This window comes from Paenibacillus agilis (genome assembly GCF_007786455.1).
GTDB lineage: Bacteria > Bacillota > Bacilli > Paenibacillales > Paenibacillaceae > Paenibacillus_B > Paenibacillus_B agilis.
Genome location: NZ_VNJK01000001.1, coordinates 2,865,886 through 2,891,543 on the forward strand (window position 1 = coordinate 2,865,886; position 25,658 = coordinate 2,891,543).

25 protein-coding genes and 1 pseudogene are annotated in these 25,658 nt (G+C 40.0%); 4 read left to right on the top strand and 22 right to left on the bottom strand.

The window, feature by feature from the left end:
- Positions 1-54: 54 nt before the first annotated feature.
- From FPZ44_RS12520 to FPZ44_RS12555, 8 genes and pseudogenes are all read right to left on the bottom strand, one after another.
- Complete coding sequence (locus FPZ44_RS12520) at positions 55-357, bottom strand: hypothetical protein (protein WP_186786035.1); 303 nt, start codon at positions 355-357, stop codon at positions 55-57.
- A 366-nt stretch (positions 358-723) separates the two neighbouring features.
- Positions 724-1,092: a hypothetical protein gene (locus FPZ44_RS12525; RefSeq protein WP_144990647.1), complete on the bottom strand. Its 369-nt coding sequence runs from the start codon at positions 1,090-1,092 to the stop codon at positions 724-726.
- A gap of 171 nt (positions 1,093-1,263) precedes the next feature.
- Positions 1,264-1,824: a hypothetical protein gene (locus tag FPZ44_RS12530; protein WP_144990649.1), complete on the bottom strand. Its 561-nt coding sequence runs from the start codon at positions 1,822-1,824 to the stop codon at positions 1,264-1,266.
- A gap of 253 nt (positions 1,825-2,077) precedes the next feature.
- Entirely contained in the window at positions 2,078-2,692 is a 615-nt protein-coding gene (locus tag FPZ44_RS12535) for a CPBP family intramembrane glutamic endopeptidase (RefSeq protein ID WP_144990651.1), read from the bottom strand.
- Positions 2,693-2,827: 135 nt separating this feature from the next.
- Positions 2,828-3,379 (bottom strand): annotated as a pseudogene (locus FPZ44_RS12540) (GNAT family N-acetyltransferase).
- Between the two features lie 99 nt (positions 3,380-3,478).
- Entirely contained in the window at positions 3,479-3,781 is a 303-nt protein-coding gene (locus FPZ44_RS12545) for an antibiotic biosynthesis monooxygenase family protein (protein WP_144990653.1), read from the bottom strand.
- Positions 3,782-3,794: 13 nt separating this feature from the next.
- A complete protein-coding gene (locus FPZ44_RS12550) occupies positions 3,795-4,241 on the bottom strand; it encodes a hypothetical protein (RefSeq protein WP_144990655.1) in 447 nt (148 codons plus the stop codon).
- Positions 4,242-4,533: 292 nt separating this feature from the next.
- Positions 4,534-4,953: an SgcJ/EcaC family oxidoreductase gene (locus tag FPZ44_RS12555; protein WP_261378306.1), complete on the bottom strand. Its 420-nt coding sequence runs from the start codon at positions 4,951-4,953 to the stop codon at positions 4,534-4,536.
- Between the two features lie 122 nt (positions 4,954-5,075).
- Between FPZ44_RS12555 and FPZ44_RS12560 the strand changes: the two genes are divergently transcribed.
- A complete protein-coding gene (locus FPZ44_RS12560; RefSeq protein ID WP_144990657.1) occupies positions 5,076-5,957 on the top strand; it encodes a LysR family transcriptional regulator in 882 nt (293 codons plus the stop codon).
- A gap of 278 nt (positions 5,958-6,235) precedes the next feature.
- Here the strand turns inward: FPZ44_RS12560 and FPZ44_RS12565 are convergent, their stop codons facing one another.
- The 10 genes from FPZ44_RS12565 to FPZ44_RS12610 form a co-directional block, all read right to left on the bottom strand.
- Positions 6,236-7,036 carry an inositol monophosphatase family protein gene (locus tag FPZ44_RS12565; protein ID WP_144990659.1) on the bottom strand — a complete coding sequence of 267 codons (801 nt, stop codon included), beginning with the start codon at positions 7,034-7,036 and terminating at the stop codon, positions 6,236-6,238.
- 230 nt (positions 7,037-7,266) lie between these two features.
- Entirely contained in the window at positions 7,267-7,542 is a 276-nt protein-coding gene (locus tag FPZ44_RS12570) for a hypothetical protein (RefSeq protein WP_144990660.1), read from the bottom strand.
- A 391-nt stretch (positions 7,543-7,933) separates the two neighbouring features.
- On the bottom strand, positions 7,934-8,290 hold the full coding sequence (locus FPZ44_RS12575; protein WP_144990662.1) for a hypothetical protein: 357 nt from the start codon (positions 8,288-8,290) through the stop codon (positions 7,934-7,936).
- A 70-nt stretch (positions 8,291-8,360) separates the two neighbouring features.
- Positions 8,361-8,669 carry an antibiotic biosynthesis monooxygenase family protein gene (locus FPZ44_RS12580; protein WP_144990664.1) on the bottom strand — a complete coding sequence of 103 codons (309 nt, stop codon included), beginning with the start codon at positions 8,667-8,669 and terminating at the stop codon, positions 8,361-8,363.
- 248 nt (positions 8,670-8,917) lie between these two features.
- A complete protein-coding gene (locus FPZ44_RS12585) occupies positions 8,918-10,669 on the bottom strand; it encodes a M20/M25/M40 family metallo-hydrolase (protein ID WP_261378307.1) in 1,752 nt (583 codons plus the stop codon).
- 185 nt (positions 10,670-10,854) lie between these two features.
- On the bottom strand, positions 10,855-12,609 hold the full coding sequence (locus FPZ44_RS12590) for a M20/M25/M40 family metallo-hydrolase (protein WP_144990666.1): 1,755 nt from the start codon (positions 12,607-12,609) through the stop codon (positions 10,855-10,857).
- Between the two features lie 97 nt (positions 12,610-12,706).
- Complete coding sequence (locus tag FPZ44_RS12595; protein ID WP_144990668.1) at positions 12,707-13,060, bottom strand: hypothetical protein; 354 nt, start codon at positions 13,058-13,060, stop codon at positions 12,707-12,709.
- A gap of 119 nt (positions 13,061-13,179) precedes the next feature.
- Positions 13,180-13,686 carry a hypothetical protein gene (locus FPZ44_RS12600; protein WP_144990670.1) on the bottom strand — a complete coding sequence of 169 codons (507 nt, stop codon included), beginning with the start codon at positions 13,684-13,686 and terminating at the stop codon, positions 13,180-13,182.
- Between the two features lie 96 nt (positions 13,687-13,782).
- Complete coding sequence (locus tag FPZ44_RS12605; protein WP_144990672.1) at positions 13,783-14,223, bottom strand: SRPBCC domain-containing protein; 441 nt, start codon at positions 14,221-14,223, stop codon at positions 13,783-13,785.
- Positions 14,224-14,379: 156 nt separating this feature from the next.
- Complete coding sequence (locus FPZ44_RS12610) at positions 14,380-15,330, bottom strand: DMT family transporter (protein ID WP_144990674.1); 951 nt, start codon at positions 15,328-15,330, stop codon at positions 14,380-14,382.
- 129 nt (positions 15,331-15,459) lie between these two features.
- Between FPZ44_RS12610 and FPZ44_RS12615 the strand changes: the two genes are divergently transcribed.
- On the top strand, positions 15,460-16,896 hold the full coding sequence (locus FPZ44_RS12615) for an aminotransferase-like domain-containing protein (protein WP_144990676.1): 1,437 nt from the start codon (positions 15,460-15,462) through the stop codon (positions 16,894-16,896).
- A 141-nt stretch (positions 16,897-17,037) separates the two neighbouring features.
- Here the strand turns inward: FPZ44_RS12615 and FPZ44_RS12620 are convergent, their stop codons facing one another.
- Complete coding sequence (locus FPZ44_RS12620) at positions 17,038-18,849, bottom strand: S-layer homology domain-containing protein (RefSeq protein ID WP_144990678.1); 1,812 nt, start codon at positions 18,847-18,849, stop codon at positions 17,038-17,040.
- A gap of 100 nt (positions 18,850-18,949) precedes the next feature.
- Positions 18,950-21,505, bottom strand: coding sequence for a metallophosphoesterase family protein (locus FPZ44_RS12625; RefSeq protein WP_261378308.1), 2,556 nt, complete (start codon positions 21,503-21,505; stop codon positions 18,950-18,952).
- A 475-nt stretch (positions 21,506-21,980) separates the two neighbouring features.
- Here FPZ44_RS12625 and FPZ44_RS12630 point away from each other — a divergent pair, with 475 nt between their 5' ends.
- Together FPZ44_RS12630 and FPZ44_RS12635 are read left to right on the top strand one after the other, a co-directional pair.
- Positions 21,981-22,544 (top strand): carbohydrate binding domain-containing protein, encoded by a 564-nt coding sequence (locus FPZ44_RS12630; protein ID WP_186786036.1) that lies wholly within the window; start codon positions 21,981-21,983, stop codon positions 22,542-22,544.
- Between the two features lie 872 nt (positions 22,545-23,416).
- Positions 23,417-24,766, top strand: coding sequence for a lytic polysaccharide monooxygenase (locus FPZ44_RS12635; protein WP_144990682.1), 1,350 nt, complete (start codon positions 23,417-23,419; stop codon positions 24,764-24,766).
- A 117-nt stretch (positions 24,767-24,883) separates the two neighbouring features.
- Here the strand turns inward: FPZ44_RS12635 and FPZ44_RS12640 are convergent, their stop codons facing one another.
- The gene (locus tag FPZ44_RS12640) at positions 24,884-25,141 is read right to left on the bottom strand and encodes a glutaredoxin (RefSeq protein ID WP_144990684.1); all 258 of its coding nucleotides are present in this window, start codon (positions 25,139-25,141) and stop codon (positions 24,884-24,886) included.
- Complete coding sequence (locus FPZ44_RS12645; protein ID WP_144990685.1) at positions 25,116-25,562, bottom strand: MerR family transcriptional regulator; 447 nt, start codon at positions 25,560-25,562, stop codon at positions 25,116-25,118. Before FPZ44_RS12645 ends, FPZ44_RS12640 begins: the two co-directional genes overlap by 26 nt.
- Between the last annotated feature and the right edge of the window lie 96 nt (positions 25,563-25,658).

A 25,658-nucleotide genomic window follows, 5' to 3' on the forward strand; every position in this document is an offset into this window, starting at 1 on the left:
GTGTCCTTGTTTATTTTTTTCAATATTATATCTATTATTTCACTAGTTTCAAGATTATCCGTTGTAAATGTACTCAAAATATTGTTCCTTATAGATGGTCATAGGTACGATTAAGTGTTTATTGTACTTCTGCTTTACTTCTTTAGCGGTCTTTACCGTTAGTATTCTCCATAGTTCGATATCTTGAAAATCATCCGTTCGTTCATCCTCTTTCCTAACATCTTCCGGAATGAGGTTGCGAAGCATATATCCTATTTCTTCAGGATCGTATATCATACTGTTTTCTATCAATGGCTGGAGCATATTTGCTGCCGAAGTCTTTCCAGAACCAAAAGCTCCATTAATCATAATGATCACTTTATCACCTCTGTAATAGAGTTAATTTGATAAAATCGTTGACTGATTTCACTTAAAATCTTCGTTGATCATGACTCTCACTATCTAAGGTCTCGACAATATTACTTGTTGTTTCTTATATAAATATCTAGTGCTACGATTCCTCTTCGAGCAAGCCTAATAAGTAATATCAAAAAATAAATGGAAACCCCCATAATAGCCAGCCAAAACAATTGAACGACAAGCACACTAAATGAAAAAACCATTTCCTCATCCTTCTTTCCATATTGTACTACCCTCCTGTAAGTACCTTCAAATTCTTATCCGTAGATTTAGTTACCATTAGAGCGGGCAGCATGCTAGTTATTGATGTTCGTTCTACTTGGACTAAGCCCCTAGAACCTCTATGCCTGTTTGTTTATTAGGATCATATAGACAAACTATAATCAGTTCAATCAAGGAACTTATGTAATGTTTTAATACTTCATCATTTACTAATTCCAGAATGAACATTAGTTCCTCTTTAAATCCATCTAGTTGTTGGAAGTTTAATTTTAAGTCTCCATACACATCAATTAATGAAGAGTACTTAAGTCCATATCCTTGTCCAATACATATCATTCTTGTAGCTACTGATATAGGTATGCTACAAGGACGATCATAAAGTGTTTTTCCGTCTTTGACCATAAATACATCTACTGTTTCTTCGTCTAGGTAATTCTCTAACTGAAACAATCTTGAGTAAACGTTTTCCATTAGTTTTCCTTTCACTAAATCCATTGGTAAATCAAAATAAACAAGTATTGTTTTAAATAATGTCGAAGTTGAATTACTTCGTAGCATAGTTAACAATTGCATTTGCCACAGGTATGAAGGCCCCAAAGCGTAAATATGCCGTTAATAGTTATTCACTCCGTCTTGACTGGCTTACAAGAATTTTTTCTTCTTATATTTCCAAAATCGTATTATCGTTACGGAAATAATTATTACTGCAGCAATGACTACTGGAAAATAAATCATCCAATCTTTTGAGCTTGATTCCAGATCAGAATGGATTATTGTCGTTCCAGAACCTAATTCTTTTATTATGTTTTCAGCTTCGGAAATAGGTAGGTTTCCACTACAGTAATTCGTTTGTAATAATTCTTCGTCATGATATGAAAAAACGAGATACGATTCACCTTTTTTAAACCCTATTCCACAAGAAGCTTCGTTGCCATCAAAAGCGTAAATCGTTACTTTATTGGATTGATTACCTTTCCATACTGTATTTACTTTAAATGTATACTCTCTTAGTCCATGGAATTGCGATTGCTTTGTGCCGCCCTTTTTTATTACTTCACCTTCAAAAACGACTGAAGATCGTTCTAGTCTTTCTTTTGTACTTCCACCGGCACAACTGCATGCATATGCTTTGTTGCCTGTAATTGATATTATTCCGCTTAAAAATAACAGGGCACTGATAATAACAACGATTATTTTTTTCATTAAACCACTCCCTTTTCATCATATATATATCAGTTATCGTTATTTATTCACGAAACGCCTCAGCCTTAGATAGCGCTTATCATAGGCTGGGGCGTTTGTTGTCAGACACTAGTACATGATTATACATCTCAACAGCCGAGAGGAGATAGCCCCTGCATCCCAATGAAAAGTGTTTGTTTTATAAACACTTTGCTTATTCAACCTGCTAACCTCCTCTGCTTTAAGTATTGTTCGTTAACTGAACTTCCGCATTCTAAATCTTTATTATTTTCTTTGAAAAGAGAATTGAAAATGAATTAAATACAATATGTAATATTAGCGATAACAAAATTGATTTTGTCATCACTGTTATAGCTCCCAACAGTATCCCACCTAAAAATGCTAATATCATGAATCGCATACTTTGTGCTGATAACTTGTAGTACTGTAAATGACAGATCGCGAAAAGTATAGCAGTAATGATTACGGGAATCGTTACTGGCATATACAATACTTCCAATAATGTATTACTACCAAAGAGAGGTTCAATGTTCGGTAATATCAACCCTCTAAAGATTATCTCTTCTACCACCGGATATGTTATAGCAAAATTAATAATGTTGTACTTCCCAATTGGGTTATAGCCAGAAAATCGTGCTGCGATCACATTAATGACAATCAGTAGACTAAAAATCGATATCGCATTTTCATAATGAAGCGGCATATTATAAATATAGTTATTATTAAATAGAGGGATGAGCAATCCAATTATTAGAGCCCATAGTAATATTGTGTATTTACTAATACTCCTGTAAGGAGTCAGTCCAATAGCCACTTCTACGAGCTTGTACGAAAAAGTTAAAACTAACGATATGAAAAGATATATCATAGTAACTCTCCTAAGAAGTCTTTATTTTATGTCTTTCAGATGCATCTCCTGAGCTCACTTCCGCAAAATCCTTCAGGTGACCGAGACCCGAATAACCCAAAGCGTGATCTACACTGAATGGGACTCTTCTAAAATTCATTGTCTTTTGTTCTTGTTTATAATTGAAAAAATCACAGCATCAATAAACCGATCTTTTTTTATATAATAGTCTTTAAGTATTCCTTCTTCACTAAAGCCTGAACTTATCAAGAGATTTCTTGAACCAATGTTATGTGGATATACTAGCGCTCCAATTCGATTTAATTCAAGCTCTTCGAAACCATAACTTATAACTTTGCTTAAAGCTTCGCTCATGATTCCTTGGCGCCAATACTCAGGTGACAACTCATATCCAAGCTCCGCTCTATAATGAATGTTAGATCAGTTATGATAACCACAAGTTCCTATAACTCGCTTCTCCGTTTTCAGTTCTATTCCCCATCGAATACCTTGTTGATTATTATACCTATTATTCCAATTTGAAATTAGATTTTCAGCTTGTTTTACTTCTGTGAAGCTTTCCAAATCATAAAACTGTGTCACTTCATCTTTTGAAAAATAATGAAATACATCGACTGCATCCTCAGATCGTAATTCTCGAAGTATAAGTCTTTCAGTTTCAAGAGTTGGAAAATTTATCTTAGATATACAATCTTTAAGATTAGTTTAATCTAACGTGCTTGTATCTACGTACCCACGACGCTTAAGCTGCAAAGCGCTGGGGCAACCAGGCTTATCTTTACAAAATTAATCCACATCTAACTGAATATTCGTATAATGCTCTACGATCGGAAATGGTTCATAAAAGTGGTGTAGTATCTCTTTCCATTCGTTATATTCCTCGGATTCTCTAAAACCCTTTCTATGGTCTTCGAGAGTTTCCCATCTTACTAATAAAATATATTTATTATCTTCTTCCATACATTTCTGCAATTCATGGTTTATATAGCCTTTCATTTTTGAAATTATTTGTGAAGCTCTAAGGAAAGCTGGTTCAAAACTATTAATCAATTCAGGCTTAATATGTAGCACAGCTACTTCAAGTATCATATAAGATTACTCCTTATATCCATCTAAATATTTTCCCACTAGTTACTTTTAACCTGTTCATTTTTGCCCATTGTTTTAATTCTTCTATATGAATCTCTTCGTTATTCTTAAATCTGAAATGTAAATCTATCGAAACTAATTTACTTCCATATAGCTTGATACCGATACTCTGTACAAAATAACCTTCTATTATTATCTTTTCGATTTTTTGTATTGGTATTTCTCTTTGATTAATCTTAATTGTATTTTCTTTTATTTCTAGCTTATTATTTTTTCTTAAAATCCTCCTCATAAGTATTACTACTTGTACTAAGATACTTAACAATAATAAAGTGGAAAAAATAACAGAAAACAAATCATCTTTTCGAAGTGCTAGTAATAATGGAGAGATAATTAAAATAGAAATCATCACTTGGACATACACTAGTTTTGGCAACTTAATTTCATATTTCTTGTTCATGTTCTACTTTATTCCCTTTCTCACTGCTTTCTGATAGCGTTCTTATAGAACATGATAGATCGCATCATCTGGGCATATTAATATGGGTAATACTTAATCTCTTCGTCTGCATTGAATGCGTTCTCTATTAATCCAGACTTTTCTTCAAATCTCATCCCACTCCTATGTACTGCTTTCAAAACAAGATCCAGATATTGCGTATAACGTTTCCGTGTTCACGACGAGACCCAGCCTAAGATAGCTCTATCTTAGGCTGGGTCGGGTGTTGTCTGAGCTCCTACCGTGAATCTAGTTAGACGGATTTTAGAAGGGTGTTTTGTCCTGCTGCTAGCTTCCAAACTTCCGTTTCCTTAACCATTACATAGATAGCAATGCTTTCTTGCCCTCCATCGATTCGTTTACCATCGGAAGTTGTTGAATATTGATGGACATGAACAACAGCTACATTGGAATTAATGAACGAAATGTTGTCAACAGTATATTTGCTATATGAATTACTTAAAGGGCCTGTCAAGATGATTTTGTGCACTTTATTTATTTCATTCCAACCTGACAGCTTTTCACCGATTACATTCACCCATGTGGCATTTTGTGTGAAATGGCTGTCTAACGCATCTGCATCGTGCCGATTAAACGCCGCCTCCATTTCATTAACTACATGTATGATAAGCTCACGATCTTGCTTCAATGATCCCTCTTCTTCATGTACCACAGAAATCCCTCCCTATATTGCTTTATTCATTGTTAAATCTGATACTATAACATATGATCAAGGATATCTAATGCATAATTTTCATGAGTATCATGCTAATTCGTATATAAATGGAGGGAATCATGGATACTTTGCATTTGTACTATTTTCGTACAATAGCTAGAATTCAACATATGACCAAAGCAGCCGAAGAACTGCAAATGACTCAACCTGCATTAAGCAAAATAATAGCTCGACTAGAGGAGGATCTGGGCATCCCTCTCTTTGACCGACAGGGGAGAAATATAAGATTAAACAACTTTGGGAAAGCGTTTCTTCGAAAGGTAGAAATTGCACTAGACGCATTGGAAGATGGCAGGAAAGAAATTGAAGAGCTTTCAGGGTTGTATTCAGGCAGTATTCACCTAGCGGTCACGAGCGTCGAGCACCTGTCTAGTCCACTTGCCGACTTTCTATCCCAATACCCGAAAACCGATTTTCGTATAACCCAAGTTTCTATGATGGAACTGGAGCCTCTGCTGCTGAGTGGAGATGTGGATATATGTCTTACAGCGTTACCTACACAACATGCAGGAGTGTGTTCCTCCCATGTCTTGGAGGAACAAATATACCTTACTGTCCCTCCTAACCATCGATTCTCAGACCGACAGAGCATCTCTTTGGCAGAAGCTGCAGCTGAAGCTTTCATTGGTTACAATGAGGGGCAATTTTATCAACCACTGAACGATATCTTTTTTGAAGAAGCTGGATTTCATCCTAAATATATATGCAGGGTAAATGAACCTTCTGCTATTGCGAGTCTTGTTCGGGCCGGGGTTGGTGTCGCCCTTGTTGGTGAGTGCGGACGAAGCGCTGACTCTCCACTCTCCTTATTAAAGATTCACGATCACAGTACGAAACGTAACTATAAGTTCATTTGGCTTGAATCAAGATATTTATCTGAAGCAGCTAAAACATTCATGGAGTTCGTAACGGAATTTTTCCGAAAGTCGGAGACAAATTAGTCAATTTCTTTCTGTGAATCGATGCGGAAATCCGACCCGGCTACGACCACTTCGATTTTGTTATTATTGTACTAAACTACCCGTATGCTGATTTCCTATAACGTTCTTGTATTCACGAACCCTCACTGGCTTAAGACGCATATGTGCCGGGTCCGATGGACTTAACTAGTGTAGGGTTTTCTGCTGATTCTACTTCTTCAAAATGCCTTTGCAGACCAAGAATCGTATGGCACATAGCGTGAACAGGATGTTATAAAGATGTAGGTATCTTCTTCGAATTATTTCAAACCTTCCCTTACAATTTTCAGTAATTCTTGTTTGTGATCAGGATGACATGCTATTAGATATGGCTCTTCATTCATCCCTCTAAACGGATTTCCTTCGAAATCTATTACAATACCTCCTGCTTCCTTAACCATCAATATACCTGAATACAAGTCATCACCTTCAGAATTGTACAGTACAATTCCATCTATATCTCCCTTGGCAAGCATGCACCACTGGAGAGTTGGCGCCCATAATCTCATCATTCTCTTAAATCTAACATCTATATATTGCCTTAGTTGCACTGCCTTACTGTCGTTCTGGACTTTGTGTCCCTGAATCCAACCAATATTTCCTTTAAATAAATTGGAGTTACTTTTAATATGTACGGGGCGATTGTTGCAGGTTGTTCCTTCTCCTAAAACAGATACAAATAGTCGATCTGTCAATGGCTCATATATTACACCTAACACGGGTTCTCTTCTGTACAGCAATGTAATAGATGTCGTAAAGACGGGCAACCCAATTGCAAAATTATTAGTGCCATCTAAAGGATCAATTAACCATAGCCAATCGTTCTCATTACCGATCATCCCTGCTTCCTCACTGTGAATCTGATGACTCGGAAATGCCATTCTAATTTGCTCTACAATGATCTCTTCGGCCAAAAGATCTACTTCCGTAATTACATCTCCATAGTTATCTTTAGATCTCAATACATCAAAGTTATCAAATTTCTCTTTAGCAATTAGCCCAGCCTGGCGAATAATTCTTACCGATAACTCTTTTGCATTTTGAATTATTGTATGATCCATATGAGCACCTCTTTTGGTTTTGATTAAAATGATTTCCTTTAACGTTCCTGTATTCACGACGCTTAGCGAATGCCAAGTGTGTCCGGCTGGCTGCTTCAGTTTTCCCGAAATCTTTCAGCCGGACCGAGGACCTATACTCGATGCATGAATATTTTGTTATATGAAGGAAATACCTTCCCCGAATTACTATAGATATCTCGATGACTTTATAATCTTTGTTAACAGCTCTTTTATATCTTTATTGGTTCTATCTCTTTTAGTTTCCATCCACTCCACCTTGTCTTGTTATATGAAATATAATACTCTTCATTTTTGATAATTAGTTTTGTTATTATTTTTGGTATTTCTACGTCTTTTTCTATTCCACTTGAGTTTTCAACTAAAATTGATCCATGATTGATTTCTTTTATTCTAACGACTTCTCCTGTAGATTTTGTTTCAGATGCCCAAACTATTACGATAAAAACTATTGTGCTCCCTAATAATGAAATGAATAGCTTCTTCAATGTTTTCTCCCTATCTCACTACGATTTAATAGCTTTACCAAAATCTCATCTGCTACTGCTTCCTGCTTTTTAATGACTCAGTAACTATTCAAAAACTGCACCGTCTAGTTATAGTCGGCATTTAACTGCACTTGTTATTGATCCTCAGTTGCAAGAATGTCATCTAACATTATTGTATTCACGACGTCACACCACCTTAAGCCAAGAAGTGGCGGCCACGATGTGGTTAGGTGGTGTGATGTGTCCGGCTGCTACAGCTTCTTCGTCTACTGAAATCCCTCTTTGAGATACATCGAACTCCGGCCGGACCGGGTGCAGATAGCCCGATGCGTGAATGCATTGTTATATGAAGTCCTTTTCCTTTTGAACTACTACCAAACTAATGGAATATTTAATGACAATAGAATAACACCAAAACAGGAATCCCTTTCTCGCTTTCCCAAAGCTCAACAAAAAAGCAATATCCATTTGGGAAATCATCTAAATACGCTTCATCATCAAGGCTTATATTATTTTCGTACTTTACATTCCAATCAGCCTTAAAATCATTTATCGATAGACGCTCTAATTCGCATTTTTGTCCTGTTTGATAGTTACAGATAAATATTTCTTCTACCTCACCATTAAAAATCATTTGTTCAAGTTCCTGTAACGAAGGATAATCAGCGTAAATTTTACTTGAAACTATTAATTCATCGTTATAAATCCGTTTTTTCTCTTTGTCAATGAAATAGCCTTTTCTTATCACATAGATCAACCCTCTTGTAGTAAATATTCTTTCCGTTCTAATATAAATTTTTCTTGTTATTTGATTTATTTTAAACTAAATCAATGCTGGTATAGTGTTCAACCACAGGAAAGGGATTATAAAAATCATGCAATAAAGACTTCCACTCCTGATATTCCGCTGATTCCCTAAATCCTATCGTATGATCTTCGAGTTTTCCCCATTTAACTAGCAATATATATTTGTTGTCTTCTTCCAAACATTTCTGTAACTCATGACTAATATAGCCTTTCATCTTCTTAATAATCTTAGATGCATCTTTAAATGCATCTTTAAATGCTTTTTCAAATTCACTATTCAAATTAGGCTTGATATATAAGATTGCTACTTCAAGAATCATATTAATTCTCCTCTAATAAATGAACTTAACTTCATCTACGAATTGCAGATAACGTTCTTGTATTTACGAGCAGCCACCATCTTAAAGGACGACATTCCTATCAGTTCGACAAACCTTGCGTTCATTCCCTCTATTATCAATATAAAATACAAAAAGAGACAACAGATATATCTATTGTCTCCGATACTTATGACTCGTTCTCATTCCACTTGCTATGGTGATCTATCCATATTTTCTAACTAGCTCTATTAATACCGTTCATATAAGTGCTCAAACACGGGCCGTTCTTCACTTGGTACAGCATGAATCCATCCCCATGCGAGCAGAACAACGATACTTGCAGCAACAATAGTGACAAACCAACGATAATGGAATGACAGCAGCCTAAAAATAGGATTCAGCATAGCTATTATTAACGTCAAAATGATGGTGACTACAATGGTCTTGAAAGGCGGCATTGCTATAAACAGTAAGTGGAACAAGCTTGTAAACAATGTCACAGGGACGACAGCCGTTACAAGCATAGCAGGAACTCCGCTTAATACTTTCGCATCCTTTTTATACAATGAGAAGCCTATGACGATGGAATGAATAATAAGTGGAATCATCCATAAATAACTTGCCCCTGGGAGCCAGATGACGGATGCAGTAAGCAAGAGGAGAAAGAACAACATTCCGGTCAACATCATTTCCAACTCATTGATGCGATCATGCAGCTTTTTCAATAAGAAGCCATGAACAAGGAGGGTTAGTAATAAGAAGCTAATGTGATATAAATAAGCATCATATGTCGCGCCGTTGAACAAGGTGACCTTGCTGGCCCAAAGCATATACACCAGTTGATACAGTACAAAGGATAGTACAAGTGACAGGAGAGCACTGCCAACTAAAGCAAGCAAACTGGTCGTCATTCCTCGCAATCTAATATGCTGCTGTCTGGAGGCAACAAACAACAAAGCTGAGAATGCGACCCATAAAATAAAGGCTATAGGAACAACTAGCGAGGAAGGATAGTGAATAAGTAGGCCAAATAAATTGAAATATACATGGTCTGACGTACGCAGATTTTCAAGATTGATATTGCCAAATTGTCGGGCCATCGCTAATGCATTTTCACCATGATGCTGCAATGTGGATAGATCAACATTGTCCAAATTATCTTCCGGAGTATGGTACGCGGTCCACCCATCAACATAAGCGAAGTTGATTCCAGGAATTCCTGCACGGAGGGATACGGTTAAATCGGTTTGATTAGGTAGCAGTCGATAAATATCACCCATGAAAGAGTTAGCAACTGGCTCTGGCGCCGCTTGTGCAAAATGTTCGATCAGCACTCCGTTGTCTTCACTCGTCTGAAACATTAACGATGCTCCTTTAGAACCACGAGCCTCAAAGTTTACGACGAGTCCAATCTGTTCTAGATGTTCTGCTCGCTTCCAAAAGCCATTCGCTCCTTGGAGTCCCATCTCCTCGCCATCTGTAAGCACGATCCAAATATCATTTTGAAGTTGTTCATTATTCGTAAGCGCTCTCACTGCTTCTAACAAAGCAGCTACGCCTGTACCTGCATCATTAGCCCCTGGTCCCATATCTACCGAATCATAATGACTCATTAACACAAGAACTTTACCACCACTACTCTTTCCTTTTAAAACACCGATAATATTATGTAAATCTACCTTTTGATTGTCATAGGTTATCCCTACTTCTTGCTGCGTGTATGGCTGCACTCCTAATCTCGTTAACTCTGCCATTAAATATTGTCGGACGTCTTCGATTTGCTTTGAGCCGCTGTGGTGAATATCTTTTGCAATTTGCTGTAAATGCTGCATGGCTCGTTCGGCTGAGAATTCTTTAACAGGGGCTGTACTTGGTTTAGGTCGAGGGGGCTGGTCGATGAGTAAGGTGGCAAAAATGAGTACAAAAATGGCTAATCCTATCGATATAATCTTGATCCCTTTTAGATTCCTTATCGTTTCATTTGTTACTACTCTTTCCATGAACGAATCGCTCCTCTACGAGATTTGGCGTACGTCATGTATTCGCTAGCTGCTATCTACACTGTACCATATCCAAATGGATTTCGGTTGAAAACTAGACCTCTTTTCCATTTTTGAAAACAAAAAAGCAGAAGCGCTTGATGCACTTCCGCCTTCTTACCCTCATATTTTTATGTCCTATCCCCTCAATGGTCATCAAGCAAATGTTCATACACAGGCCGATCCTCGCTTGGGACTGCGTTCATCCAACCCCAAGCAAGCAGCACAACAAGACATACGGATAGAACTGCAACGAACCAGCGATGATGAGCTGAGAGCAATCTAAATGCTGGATTTAACAATGCTAATATGAACGTAAAAATGATTGAAACCACTAACGTGATGGATGGAGACATCGCATGAAACAGCAGATGGAATAATGTCGTAAAGAGCACGATAGGAGCAAAAGCAGTTAACAGTATGGCTGGAACTCCGTTTAATACCCTATCTGCATCCTTTTTGTATAACGAGAAGCCAATCACGATGGAGTGAATAATGAGCGGAACCATCCATAAATAGCTCGCACCAGGCAGCCAAATAACAGATACTGTAAGAATGAGAAGGAATAATACCATTCCAACCAACATTATCTCAAGTACATTTGTGCGAGCGTTCCATTTTTTCATCAATAAGGCATGTACGAACAGGGTTATTAACAAGAAGCTGATATGGTACAAATAAGCGTCGTAGGTAGCACCATTGAACAAGGTCATCTTTTTCGCCCACAATGTATAGACAAGCTGATACAGCAAGTAATTTACACTGAGAGATAGAACGGCACTGCCAATAACAGCAAGTACGCTGATCATCATACCTCTCAATCGAATTTGCTGCTGTCTGAATGCAACGACGATTAAGGCAACAGCTGTGAGCCACAGCACAATGGTGATTGGAGCTACAATTGACTTAGGATAGTGGGCCAATTGTCCAAATAAACTGAAGTACACATGATCTGGACTGCGCAACTGTTCAAGTTCAGCATTGCCAAATTGTCTGGACATGGCCAGCGCATTTTCCCCCTGATGCTGCAGCGTGGATAGGTCGACATTTTCCAAATTATCTTTAGGTGTATGGTATGCGCTCCACCCGGCAATATAAGCAAAGTTAAGCCCCGGAATACCAGCATGAAGGGCCACGGTTAAGTCTGTATCGTTAGGAAGTAAACGATATAGATCACCCATAAAGGAGTTCGCAACCGGTTCTGGCGCACCTTGTGCAAAATGTTGAATCAGTGCTCCATTCTCTTCGCTTGTCTGGAACATTAACGATGCACCTTTGGAACCACGTGCTTCGAAATTAGCGACTAGCCCAATTTTCTCTCGATGCTCCGCTTTATCCCAAAATGCCTTGGCACCGAGCAGTCCTATTTCCTCGCCATCTGTAATGACGATCCAAATGTCATTTTGAAGCGGCTCTCCATTCTTAAGTGCCCGCACGGTTTCAATTAAAGCCGCTACACTGACACCCGCATCATTAGCACCCGGCCCGAAATAAACGGAATCATAGTGAGTGGAAAGCATTAAAGCTTTACCCTCGCTGTTCTTGCCTTTTAAGACACCAACAATATTGTGCAGTTCTATTGATTTGTTGTCATAGGTCGTTCCTTGTTCCTGTTGAACTTGTGGTTGGATGCCTAGCTTCGTTAACTCCGCGACTACATAGTCTCTCACATGTTTGATTCGTTCGGAGCCAGAAGGACGTGTTTCTTTGGCAATGAATTGTAAATGCTGCATCGCTCTTTCTGCGGAAAACTGTTCAGTTGGGGCTGTACTTGGTTGAGGTCGTGGTGGTTGGTCAACAAATAAGGTTGCTGCAATAAGCACAAGAATCACGAATGCTATCGATACAGCCTTTATCCCCGTTAGGCCCCTTTTCGGTTCTTTCTTTATTACTCTCTCCATGAACGAATCGCTCCTCTGCGAAAATGGTGGCGTACGTCATGTCATCCCATGGTGTGATATTCACTGTATCATAAGCAGATGTCTTTATTGTGTAGCATTAATGCTCCCCATCCTTCTTATCCTTATCCTTCTGATGATATTCCTCTAATTCCAACTCGATTTCACGATTGATTCTTTCCATTTCAGGACTATACTTTTTATTATCTATCTCATTTTCATACAAATTTCTTAGCTGCTGTTTCATTTGAATCTCTGCCTTTTCTGCCTCATTCAAAATGCCGTAATGGGCTTTGATCGCTTTCAAATCTTCATGGATTTCTTTCGTTCTCAAATACGTGCTGAATACAAGACCAAACATAAGTGCTGGAATAACTACGCCGCCGATTGGACCTGCTATATAAACAGAAATAAAACTAATGCCAATGGCGATAACTATACCTAGTAGTGTCATAGGTCACACTTCCTTTCCTCAATAAAAAAAGAGAAACTTCTGAATGGAGAAGCTTCTCTACATGTATGTCAGTATGTATGTTCCATTCAAATAAGTATGCTTTTCAAAGACCACTATGCTTATTTTATACGCTTCATATGTATTGATTTATCAGGAAAATGGATGCGAATGTTGCCGCCCGATTCAAATAAAACTTCCAATGATATCGTGCATTCGTTAACGGGAGTGAATTCTTCAAACAACCAATTGTCTATCTCAGGATGGATAATCGGTCTTGGATTGTCGTAGTTGTGATGTTCAAATTGAAAGAATGAAATGTTATCGAAACTCAACATCCATAGTGGGCTATTTTCGATATCATCTCCATTTCGCGCTAATGTGAAATGAGCATTCGAACGAAGGAGACTGGAGTGTTCGATATCCACTTTGAGCAGACGATAATCATGAAATCCCAATTTGCTAAAATGAAGGTATACCTCCTCAGGCAGCCTTTCAGCTAGTGACTGATAAATCTCACCATACTGTTGGCCATTGTGCTGCCATTGCCGTTCCAATTGTTCGAGCTGTTCATCACTCGTCGTCTCCATATTTAGAGCGATATACTGATCGTATGGAAAGAACTTCATTGCATGCCTCCCTACCTTCAATAATGGTTAAAAAAATAAGGACACTTGATCCTTATGGAAATCAAATGCCCCTCATGCAAAACCGTATACCCATCCTTATACTCCTCGATGCGATATTTGTTCTGCTAATTGTTTTATTTTTTGCACGGATTGATTGCCAAACTTCACCGATTCTTCGTAATAAGATTCCCCATTTGGAATGGCAGCAAAATCTCCAATCTCTGAAGTAAGCAATATGTGATCGCCTTGCCGTGAAAGCGTGTACGTATAACCGATATTATAATGCTCAGCAGGATGCGGCCACTTCGGTACGTAAAGGGCAAATCGTAGACGTTGTTCTGGTTCGAAATCCACGACCGTTAATCTTGAATATCCAGCCCAATCAATGACGCCTCCCAGCGTAAGATGAGCACTGCCAAAGTCCTCGGGCAGATCATCCCACTGCTTTATAAATTGCGGATTCACCAACACCTCCCATATTGCAGAAGCTGGTGCATCAATAGAGACTTCATTATGTACAATTAGCTGCTTGTTCAAGCGTATTCCTCCTTCAACTTAGTGCCCAATGGCTCCCAACTTCTACTCATTATTTTCCCACAAGTACAAGCAGCATACCAGCCATCTCCCCAATCTAATAACACGAAGCATTGTCCCATATTATTTAGATACACTTATCCCTTACAATACGACCCGTTATCCTTTGGTTTGCTCATGAGCAACTCTATCTGGTGACATCCCCTTAGCTAAAAATGTCTGTCTCTTACGGCTGCTGAACAGTTCCGTATTTGCAACTACAAGCCCAACAATCGTTGCAACAGAACCTACTATCATATAGATGGATACGGCTTCGTTATAGAGAAGGCTTCCAATACTAACCGCAATAAATGGAGAAATGTACAGCCACATGGAAGGAAACAGCGGATTTGTATTTGCAACCAGCCAATAAAAGATCGTGTGCCCCACCATAGACCCAATGACAATCAAATAGATTTGGGAACCAATCACTTGCATAGATAGTAGTGATTCCAGTTGAATGCGCTCGCTAAACGCGGATAATACGAGCAGCAGAATACCTCCACAAAGCATTTGAGCTGCATTTTGAGCAATCGGTGATGTTTCGGAAAAACGGCCGATCACTTTTTTCGAATACAAAGCACCACCAGCATAAAAGATCTGTCCGACTAAAATGGCGGTACATCCTAACAGCCACAACGTGTCTGTTCCTAGCGATAGTTGTGGAAGGACAAGCACAACTACCCCTGCCAAGCTGATGAAGCAGCCAATCATTTTTCTGCCCTCTACACGATTTCGATACAACACCATCTGCATCAATATGATGACGATTGGAGCTGTGGCAGAAAGGACGGCAGCTGTCCCTGAGCTCACGTATTGTTCTGCCCAATACACTAAGGAAAAGGTACCAAACGTGAGCCCGATTCCAATCAACCACATTTCCTTGCGAACCAGCAACGAAAAGCTCGCTTTCTTTTTCAAAACCATCCATATGAGAATGAGCGAGCCTGCTATCACAAATCGAATACCTGCTGAAAAGAAAGGAGGGGCACCTGCATCCACACCTACTTTGATCGCCAAAAAAGTCGTGCCAAATACCATACACATCAAAACAAAATTTACGATAATCATCTTTATACCTCCTTGACAGTCCACTTGACATCATTATAATAAGGCGATAATAGAACAGTTTAGTTTGGATAGAACAGATTTGATATGGAAGCGAAATAATAATCCGTTTCATTAAGGAGGCATTCTGAAATGAACCATATCGAATTGGACCGCTCACAAGGCAAGCCTCTGCATAGCCTTGTATACGAATATGTATGGAATCGAATCCAGCGCGGAGAATGGCTGGAACATCATAAGCTGCCCTCGGTTCGCGTGCTTGCAGAAGAAATGAAGGTCAACCGTTTAACGGTATTTAAAGCCTATCAACAGCTTAAAGAAGAAAAAAAGGTTTATGTCAAAGATAAATCTGGCTATTATGTTCAACCAGGTGTAACGATGCCTTTCGACGATCTGGAAAGCCCCATCGTATTTTCCTATGTACATAAAAGTCACCTTTCCGAAATTCATCGCGTACCTGCGAACTATCAATTTTCGTATGCACTTATCGATCCGAATTTACTGCCTAATCGCTATTTCTCCGAATCTATGTTGGAGATCGTTGAACGTTACCCAAAAATGCTCAGCACGTATTCAACACCTCAAGGAGATGAGGAGCTGCGACAGTCACTGGCTCATTTTTTCGCTAATAAATACGGCTTTTATCTCACTCAAAATGACATTATGATTACATCGGGCTCCCAACAAGCGATTGATTTGCTAGCACGCATGCTTGTCCAGCCTATGGATGTTGTTCTCATGGAACGCCCGACTTATAGTGCTGCCATTGATATGTTTAGAAATCAGGGAGCGCAGATTGTCCCGATTGATATTTATCCATATGGATATGATTTGGAACAAGTTGAAGCCTATATGAAGCAATTTAAGCCGCGATTATTCTATCTCAATCCGACCTACCACAACCCGACGGGCTACACCGTTCCCATTGAACAGCGGAAGAAACTCGTTGAGCTCGCTGAACAGTATCGCTGTTTAATTATCGAAGATGATCCGATGCATGATATTTACTTTGATCACAAGCCTCCGCTTCCTTTCTTTTCGTATAGCACAGAAGGCTGTGTCATTTATATTTGCAGCTTTAGTAAGTACGTTGCACCTGGACTGCGAATTGCGGCTATTTGCTGCCAGCCCACAATTATGAAGCATCTTCTTACCGTGAAGTCATTAGCGGACAACGGAACACCATTGTTAAACCAGAAGATTTTCCTTCATTACTTTATGTCCGAACGTCTGCAACAGCATATTGTAAAGCTTCGTACCGCGTTAAGTATTCGCAAAGCTGTTATGGAAGAGGCACTTTCGGTAACGAATTGGAAGTGGGACAGCCCGAGTGGTGGCCTTAACTTATGGATTCAACTGCCAGAAACGCTTTCCTTGGAAAAGCTACTCGCTAAAAGTATCGAGCACTCGATTTCATTTGTGCCTGGTTCGATATGTGATCCGTCTAAGGAGCTGCAGTCTTGGATTCGTTTAAGCTATTCGTATATAAATGAGCAGCAAATCAAAGAAGGTATGAAGCTGCTCGTACAATTAGCGGAGCAAGTAGATCAGAACCATCGACAAATATAAATAAAAAATGCCTTGGAAAAGGATGTGGGGTCCAATTCCAAGGTATGCGACTATGGCTTCGTAATTTAATTTTGATCCTACATTCGTGTTCCTACCCTAGAAAGGTATGGATTGCGATTTTATAAGACAGGGTATCTATCTTTAATTAATCAACTTCGCATAACGAAGGCCGCGTTCGAGTATTTTTACCGTTTCCGCTCTAGTTGTCTGCGCCTTCGGAGCAAGCTTATCTGCTGATAAGCCAACCATCAGCTTGCTGGATACTAGCCGCTCCATAGACGATTGCGCCCAACTGCTGATATGGCTCGCATCTTTATAACGCTCACCCAAGTTCAAGCTGGTCTCTGAGTTAGCTTGCAGCTCCGTATCTACAAGTTCCATAAATCGCTCAATCATTACAGCCATCTGCTCGCGCGTTATAGGTGCATCTGGTTGGAAGGTTCCATCCTGCATCCCTTTCACCAATCCACGTTCCGCTGCTACCTGCACAGCTCCGGCAAACCAGTCACCTGCCTGAACATCCTTGAAATTGGTCAATTTCAGCTCAGAACTGCTCTTCCATCCAGCCGCTCTAACAAGCATCGCTGCGAATTCAGCGCGTGTTACTTTGCCGTTCGGATTGAAGCCGCTGACGCCAACTCCTTTGACGATCTGCTTCGCGGCCATATGCTCGATGGAAGACTGTGCCCAATGTCCAGCCGTATCCTTGAATGACGGCTTGGATGAAACAAGCATATAAATTTCAGTTGCTACGTGATCCTTGATATGCACCATCGTGGCGCCATCTGCCGTCGTCTGGAAGACAGATGGGACGAAGCGCATTTTGCGTGTATTCGGATCGATCGCTACGACTGTCGCATTTTTCGAATCGATGTTGAGCGTTGAACGAATGCTCAGCGTTTTGTTAATAAAACTGTTTCCTAGCGATTCAATCCTCACTTGCTTGCCGTTATTAGCAACCCCTGCTACATGGAAGGAAATTGGATCTGACAATTTGGTGATCCCCTCATTCATCATGGACTGCTTGTCTTTCTCTGAAAGCAGCGCAGGCATCGTCTGCGAAGTTACAACAATGTTAATGTTCGTAGCCGAAGTGCTCAAAGCACGCTCTAACTCGGCAGTATGAATCCCCTTAACTGGCAATTCAATGGATGCTCCTTGTGCTTGTATTGAAATCAATGAAGATGGGAGTATGTTTTGTGCATCTTTTAATACACCCGCTGGAAGCTCAACCTTAGCACCTACAGCACCATCAAGATTAGGTACCGTTACTCCAACTACTAAAGCTTTCCCGCTCTCATTAGGCTTTGCTTTCAACGCCTCAAAAGCTTCTGACAGTATCGTTTTATCTACCGTGACTTTTGCTAAAGCTGCCCCATTTTCATTTACTTTCGTAACATTCATGGCCGAAGAAGGAAGGACAGCTGTAATCGCGCTTCCATTCTCTTTAACGGTTATAGCAGCTCCTTCGGTAATTGGTGGTGTACCACCCTCATTTCCGTTACCGCCATTTCCACCTGTTCCACCGCTGCTTCCACTCCCTGAGCTGCCTCCTGAAGATCCTGAGCCTCCGCTGGAGTTGCCGTTTCCTCCATCTGGCTTCTTCGCAACCGTGAACGTTTGGTGTGGCAATTGATCTGCTGATCCTTGTCCAACGACCACCGTATACTTGCCTAGCATCGCATCGGTTGGCAGCGTGATCGAATCTTTATACGTGCCTTGCGTAACTTTCACCGCGTTATAGTACAGCACAGTTCCATCTGGACGGACAATCTTCACGATGACGTCGCTGAGCAGTGAAGTTCCTGTTAGTTGTATCGCATCGCCCGGATATTTCGTAGATGTATCCAGCTTTAATGCGGGCACTGCTTCCTTGGCACTTACCACTACTGGTATAGAGACCATAAGCATGGTCATCATGATGAAGGAAATAAAGCTCTTCTTGTTTCCCAAGCAAATCTCCTCTTTCTTCGTTTGTTTAGGCCGCAGCATTCGCACATAAAACCTTTAATATTGCTGCAATACATAAATTTTTCCTACGTATAGACGTAAATTAGTTCAACGTTACTGGCTCGGCTAGCAGTGTGCCTATATTCGTCAAATCTGCGTTGAAGTCAGAAACGACGAATACTCGAACCTGATAACCATCTTTACGATTTACATTAAACTTGGCGTTAAACGTACTGCCTTCTGCTGGCACCTTCGCTTCATAGGCTGCGATACTAATCGGTGTATTACCTTTCATCAGCTGGAAGACAACGACAGCCTTGTCCAATTTTCCAGTTGGCTTCACGGATATCGTTGCATCAACCATTGCTGAGTTTGTCGATAATGCTGCACTAGTCACAACAAATGGGCGTTCAATTGGTGGTACAACACCTGTATCGCTAATATCCACTTCAGCGTAGTTCACCGATTCTTTTCCTTTACCTTCAGAAAATGCAAACAGCTTGGTAGCGCCAGCTGGTATGCTTGTACCCGCAGCAATCGCATACGTCATGCTGCCACCAGTCTTAACAACGGATGTAATCGGAGCTAGACCAGCAAGCTTGCCGCTGTCATTCCCCCAATACAATACGTATTTCTCGATGTTATTCTCATTTGCAGCTGGTGTAATCTTCACATCACCGCCAATTTTCCCAGCAGCTGTGTCCGTATCAGTAAATGCTATAGCTTGCGGAGCCTCAGGCTGGTCAACCACTTGTTCTGCGATCTCGAACGTAACACGCCCAAGCTCCAAGTTATCATTATCTGTCCGGTATTCCGATTCCCCTACAAGCACCGCATCGTATTTGCCTGGTGCAAGGTTCAAGCCTGCAAAGGTTGCTGTGCCGTTAGGCTGTTGAATCGTGTTCGTTTTTTGCTTCGCGATTGGTTTTGCAGATTTGTTCAATACAGTACCTTCAGGGAAAATACCAATCCAATCTTCTCTAACTGAGCTTGTATAAGCGACCTGTACCGATTCAGCTGGCGTATACGTGCCTTTGACCAGCTTGATCGTTGGATTGCTTAACGTTAAGTCAGGGTCATTCGCCGGATCAACAAACGGAATCTGTGTAGAAAGACTTACCTCGAACTGCGCATTCGGGATCCATTTGTCATTTCTGAAATCCCTGCCTTTTACCAGCACTTTATCATCGTAAACTTCTACAAAATAGCCTTGGCTGCCATCCTTGCTCTTATTTTCATCAGTGTACAAATAGGATGTTGCTGCGGCGTTAAACATCGTCGCATATTTCGCATTGTACATCGTATCTTTGGCGCCCAGTTCCCAATGCGTATGTCCGCTGAACAAAATAGACTGCGGATGCTTCGTCAAAATTTTCTTCAACTCCGTATCCTGTCTTACTCCATACCAATAGTTCGTTTTAAGCGTCCCCTCATTCGCGCCAGCGACTGTATTTTTTAAAGGCTGATGATGGAAAATGAACTTAGGCTTATCTGGTGATGCATTCTCTGACAGCTTCTCATCCAGCCACTTTAACTGCGTTTCCGATAAATAAGAGTAGTCCTTCAAACCTTTTTCCGTACCGATAAAAATAAAATGATAGCCATCAATCCATACATCAAAATAATTCGATTTCATATTCGTGTACTTCGCGAACAATTCGGAAGTCTTGCCCCAATCACTCCAACGAACATCATGATTTCCTTGTACAAAATATGTTTCTGGAAGGTCTTTCTTATATAGATTGAAAATACGTTCTAGCTCTTTATATTCCGCTTCAGTACCATTTTCCGTGTTGTCCCCGACCATCATAAGTCCGGAGCTGTCTGGATTCAAAGCAATGATATCTTGCAGCGCATCTTCGATATTTTTGTTATGGACATGGCTCTTGTTGTTCGTAATATGCATATCCGTAATCACTTCAAAGCTGACCAATGGCTTCTTCACAGGGATACCTGGGATCGCAACTTCAACACCTGCTGCCGATTCGCCCGCTAATGAATGGGAATAAGCAAACAATTTCGTAGCACCATTCGGAATCGGAGTATCAGGTGCGAACGTATAGGTTTCATACTCCGCATAGGTTGCTCCTGCTACTGTCAAAGGTATGTTAGCGATAACTGGATGAGCAGATAGCTTCCCAACATCATTGCCCCAGTACAAGTTATAGTTGAGAATGTTAGATACATCGATTGGATTTTTAATTTTCACATCGCCTGCTACTTGATTTGAATCAGAATCTGTATCCACAAAGCTCAGTCTCTCAGGAGACTTCAACGAAATGATAGACAACGGCACTCGTGAAAAAACGTTATAGCCGCCGTCCTCCATATAGATTGCTTCATATTCTCCTGGTGGCAATGCTTTCGTGAAGGTCATCTTGCCATCAGAATGGCCTGTTACATCCGTATAGCTCCATGTCAGTGAAGGACTACTACCTTGAGGCATGGCCCCTTTTGGGTATAAACCGATCCAATCTTTTTTCGAAGCTCCTGTATAGGAAAGGGAAATAGACTCTCCTTCTAAATACACAGCTTTGTCCATCGTAATCGTTTGATTAGCTGCCTCAGCCACATGGACAGGGATAGTCTGAAAAATTGCCATACAAGCAATGACAGCACAAAACATTAGAGATAAGTATCTAGGAGCAGATTTCAACATGAACCAAGCACCTCTATTCGAATAAAAATGGTAATTTTTTTGATAAGCAATAAACAAAATCCAGAAATCTATATTTTAAATTAATGTTCAATCTTTCTTAAAATCTATAAATTACACCTCCATAACACACCATTTTCGTACAAAATTATTGTAGCCTCCTTGATTGCGCATTGTGTCAAACGACTGTTAACAGAGCATTAAAGTTTTTTGCAAATGTAATTACAATGTTATCTTTTGGTCTGCAAATACCGAAAAGAAGCAAAACTTCCTTCAAAATAAAAAAGACCGGATAGAGATTAACTCCATATCGATCCTTTTCCTTTGGTCATTGTTAATTTGCTTAAATGTAGCAGTCGGTAGCTTCATTGTCGCTCCAGCCTATTTTAGCGCTTAATCTATTTATTCACCTCTATTCAAAAAATGAATATGATAGTCATAGATTGGAACCTTATCAATGCTAAGGAGAGTAACCAATATGCAAAGTAGAAAAATAGGTATTAGAAAAGCGGCTCATAAGCATAAAAATAAAGGAGCAATTGTACCGCCATCACGAATCAATAAACCTCTACTGCTGGCGCAGCCTACTCAAACCACCATTAGAAATCCTGGATTTGAAAACAGAACACTGAGTCCTTGGAATCCTGGCCCTCCTTCTCCATTTGGGCAAATATTTGTAACAACCGTTACCCCGCATAGTGGATTGCAAGCCGCAAGAATGCTTTGTGTAGAAAATACAGTTATGACACTTAAGCAAAAAATATCGAATTTAAAACGAGGGCGAAGCTATCAAGTTTCTATGTGGCTGCGCAGAAATGTTGTATCTACGCTCGGTCAAGTCAGAGTGAGGCTTGGTGGTTCACCAGCTATTTATGGAATAAATGCTATACCTATGAACACGTATAAACAATTTATAGATGCATTTCAAATACCGGGAGATAGAGGAGCTACTTCTTTTGATTTAGAAATATTTTTATTTTCTTCTACTATAGGTACAGATATAACTGTCGATGATGTTTCCATTACTCTGCTTGGCAGTTGACTTACAATTGTAATGTCTACATCGTTATTTGATTTAGATCAATTTCCGAAACTAAACTTTCACGCAAACAGCTGTGTCATAGACACAGCTGTTTTACATGCACGGAGAACTCATCACATTTAAACGCTCTTTAACGGTTATAGATGAAGCACTTTACATCGACAAAGAAACCATCCTACGCGCCTTTCCATTTAGGCTTGTTTATAGCTGCTTACTCAGCATTAGACTATATCATTTTTTCATATCTCTCATTCTACAAAAATACAACCTTGACCTAACGAGGCATCTCAGCATGGCATTTACAGGAACATATGACAAATCACTGGGACAATTCGCCTACCTTCAAAAAGTGGTAAATCAGGCATGAATTTTTCAAGAGCTAAAGAGCATTTTCATAGAAATATGACCAATTAATATAATTAATTATTATTCCGTCGAACTTTACATTTTTCTAGTTAATATATAAATTCTATTTTTTTGTTCAATTATACATTTATAAATATATTCCCGAGAAACCTTTACCTACTAACATTTGATATATTCTGACTTTACAAGTCTGCAAATGTTCAGAGAGAAAATCACTTTTATTTTCAAATTTCATCCCGCTTCTTTATTCCATAGTGAATAAAACGTATACAATCTACCTCTCCACTTGTATCTCTCTAATATAAAAGTAAATTCTTGTAATTACTTCCTCGTTGTATGATGCTATTCGTCAAAAGAATGATTTTTTGGGTACAAGCTTTTGACTTAAATCTTCAAACTGCCCTCATATTATGCAACCTCGTTCAATAGAATGTTGTTGTGGAAAGGAGGAGTGATCAAACTAACAATCAAAATCATCAAAACCCATATTACAAGGAGGTAGTTTTATGTACAAATCATTTAGCAAGTCCCGCTTTACCATGAAACACTTATTCATTAGCTGTGGTGCTGCCATTGTTGCTTTGCTTGCTTTCACCCTGTTCTCTCAACAAGTATCCGCGCACGGTTATGTCGATGGACCAGCAAGCCGAGCCTATCTATGTAAACTAGGACAAAATACAGATTGTGGCGCGATTATATATGAGCCGCAAAGCTTAGAAGCACCTAAAGGATTTCCAGCCGCCGGTCCCGCTGACGGCAAAATAGCCAGCGCAGGTGGCATTTTTCCGAAGCTTGATGAACAATCTTCCACTCGCTGGGCGAAAGTAAATATCTCTTCTGGAACAAACACATTTAAATGGACACTCACTGCACGACATTCAACGGCAAGCTGGAAATACTATATTACGAAGCCAAACTGGAATCCAAATGCCGCACTTAGCCGCAATTCCTTCGATCTTACGCCATTTTGCGACGTCCCTTATAACCGCACTCAGCCACCTGCCACCTATACAGATACGTGTAATGTACCATCCCGCTCCGGATATCATGTCATTCTAGCCGTTTGGGAAATTGCTGATACAGGTAATGCCTTCTATAATGTTATCGATGTAAACTTTGGAGGTTCCAACCCAGTCGATACAACTGCACCTACTGCTCCAGGAACATTAGCATCTCCATCCAAAACGACGAATAGCATTGCCTTAACTTGGAGCGCATCTTCAGATGCTGTAGGTGTAACTGGATACAATGTCTACTCTGGCTCTACACTTGTAGGAACTGTCACCGGTAGTACTTTGAACTATAATGTTACGGGATTATCACCAAACACAGCATATACGCTAAAAATTAAGGCTTTCGATGCCGCAGGTAACCTTTCTCCTGATAGCAACAGCCTTACCGTCACGACCAATCCGCTCGTACCAGACAATACACCACCTACTGCACCTGGCAATCTGCATGTCATGGGAGCGCCAACCGCCAATAGCATTCAGCTCATGTGGAATCCTTCCACAGACAATATTGGTGTGACCAACTACCGTGTCTACAATGGCACTACTTTAGTAGCAACCATATCTGGCACTACAACTTCTTACACAGTAACAGGTCTTACACCATCCACATCCTATACGTTTAACGTGTTTGCGTTAGATGCATCGGGCAATCAGTCAACTGCAAGTACGGTAACGGGTACAACGACTGCTCAACCAACGGTCCCAGCGTGGGCACCAAATACAGCTTACACGACAGGTACACTCGTTTCTTATAATGGGGCTGTCTATAAATGTCGTCAGCCGCATACTTCACTCGTAGGTTGGGAACCTGCAAACGTTGCTTCTTTATGGCAGCTGCAGTAATCGTTTCTCCATTTTTCGGATAAAAATAGGGACTAGCATCGTTATAGTCAACGTGCTAGTCCCTTTTCCTTTTGCGTGCCATGATATCTTCCTCATCATTATATGAAGTGAAAATACTTATCGGCCGATAAGTACTAACTTGAGCAGATGTAGTTTACTTATTTTTTCTAAATCAACTAACTTCCCATTTAATACAACTGACGGGTATGAACTTATGCCATAGACTTTTATTTTGTCCACATACTCTGCAGCCTCATTTTGCTCATCGAGCTTATATACAACAATGTCGCATTTCGAACAAGCAGCCACTTTTACTTTTTCAACAAACTCCTCATTCGCAGGGTTGCTGTCAATAAAGACCTCTATCTTTGCCATCAATATCTTCCTCCTTATTAGAGCATTTTAGAAGAATTGGACATTGTAACTTTGAAGATGCATGCATTGACGATGGACGTTGTGTTACAGCTTCCAACGTAGCTTTGAAATGACTCAATCGCTTTATTTGTTCGTCTATTTCTTGAATTTTAGAAAGTGCAGTTTGATACAATTCATAAGTCGGAAAGTAGTCCTCTTGTCTGTATATCGTCAACAGTCCTCTTATCTCTTCAAGGCTAAATCCAATCTCCTGTGCTCTTTTAATAAATTGAATATCTTCAACAGTCTCTTGAGTAAACATACGGTAACCAGATGCATTGCGGTAAGGCTTAGCGATTAGCCCACGTCGTTCATAATACCTTACGGTTTCAAGATGAACATTAGACTGCGCAGCAACCTGACTTATCGTTAACCTAACCATAGCCTCCTCCTTCCCAGCAATCATAAACCCTGTACCATAGTACAGGGTCAAGTACAAAATTATTCTGATACTAAATTAAGATACGAAATGATACTT

Excerpts from the sequence above, each read along its gene's own strand:
- FPZ44_RS12530 (WP_144990649.1), bottom strand. The coding sequence starts at position 1,824 with ATGAAAAAAATAATCGTTGTTATTATCAGTGCCCTGTTATTTTTAAGC.
- FPZ44_RS12580 (WP_144990664.1), bottom strand. The coding sequence starts at position 8,669 with ATGATTCTTGAAGTAGCAATCTTATATATCAAGCCTAATTTGAATAGT.
- FPZ44_RS12625 (WP_261378308.1), bottom strand. The coding sequence starts at position 21,505 with ATGTTGAAATCTGCTCCTAGATACTTATCTCTAATGTTTTGTGCTGTC.
- FPZ44_RS12560 (WP_144990657.1), top strand. The coding sequence starts at position 5,076 with ATGGATACTTTGCATTTGTACTATTTTCGTACAATAGCTAGAATTCAA.
- FPZ44_RS12615 (WP_144990676.1), top strand. The coding sequence starts at position 15,460 with ATGAACCATATCGAATTGGACCGCTCACAAGGCAAGCCTCTGCATAGC.
- FPZ44_RS12600 (WP_144990670.1), bottom strand. The coding sequence starts at position 13,686 with ATGAAGTTCTTTCCATACGATCAGTATATCGCTCTAAATATGGAGACG.
- FPZ44_RS12595 (WP_144990668.1), bottom strand. The coding sequence starts at position 13,060 with ATGACACTACTAGGTATAGTTATCGCCATTGGCATTAGTTTTATTTCT.
- FPZ44_RS12590 (WP_144990666.1), bottom strand. The coding sequence starts at position 12,609 with ATGGAGAGAGTAATAAAGAAAGAACCGAAAAGGGGCCTAACGGGGATA.
- FPZ44_RS12585 (WP_261378307.1), bottom strand. The coding sequence starts at position 10,669 with ATGGAAAGAGTAGTAACAAATGAAACGATAAGGAATCTAAAAGGGATC.
- FPZ44_RS12630 (WP_186786036.1), top strand. The coding sequence starts at position 21,981 with ATGCAAAGTAGAAAAATAGGTATTAGAAAAGCGGCTCATAAGCATAAA.
- FPZ44_RS12545 (WP_144990653.1), bottom strand. The coding sequence starts at position 3,781 with ATGATACTTGAAGTAGCTGTGCTACATATTAAGCCTGAATTGATTAAT.
- FPZ44_RS12640 (WP_144990684.1), bottom strand. The coding sequence starts at position 25,141 with ATGGCAAAGATAGAGGTCTTTATTGACAGCAACCCTGCGAATGAGGAG.
- FPZ44_RS12550 (WP_144990655.1), bottom strand. The coding sequence starts at position 4,241 with ATGAACAAGAAATATGAAATTAAGTTGCCAAAACTAGTGTATGTCCAA.
- FPZ44_RS12610 (WP_144990674.1), bottom strand. The coding sequence starts at position 15,330 with ATGATTATCGTAAATTTTGTTTTGATGTGTATGGTATTTGGCACGACT.
- FPZ44_RS12525 (WP_144990647.1), bottom strand. The coding sequence starts at position 1,092 with ATGGAAAACGTTTACTCAAGATTGTTTCAGTTAGAGAATTACCTAGAC.
- FPZ44_RS12535 (WP_144990651.1), bottom strand. The coding sequence starts at position 2,692 with ATGATATATCTTTTCATATCGTTAGTTTTAACTTTTTCGTACAAGCTC.
- FPZ44_RS12645 (WP_144990685.1), bottom strand. The coding sequence starts at position 25,562 with ATGGTTAGGTTAACGATAAGTCAGGTTGCTGCGCAGTCTAATGTTCAT.
- FPZ44_RS12565 (WP_144990659.1), bottom strand. The coding sequence starts at position 7,036 with ATGGATCATACAATAATTCAAAATGCAAAAGAGTTATCGGTAAGAATT.
- FPZ44_RS12635 (WP_144990682.1), top strand. The coding sequence starts at position 23,417 with ATGTACAAATCATTTAGCAAGTCCCGCTTTACCATGAAACACTTATTC.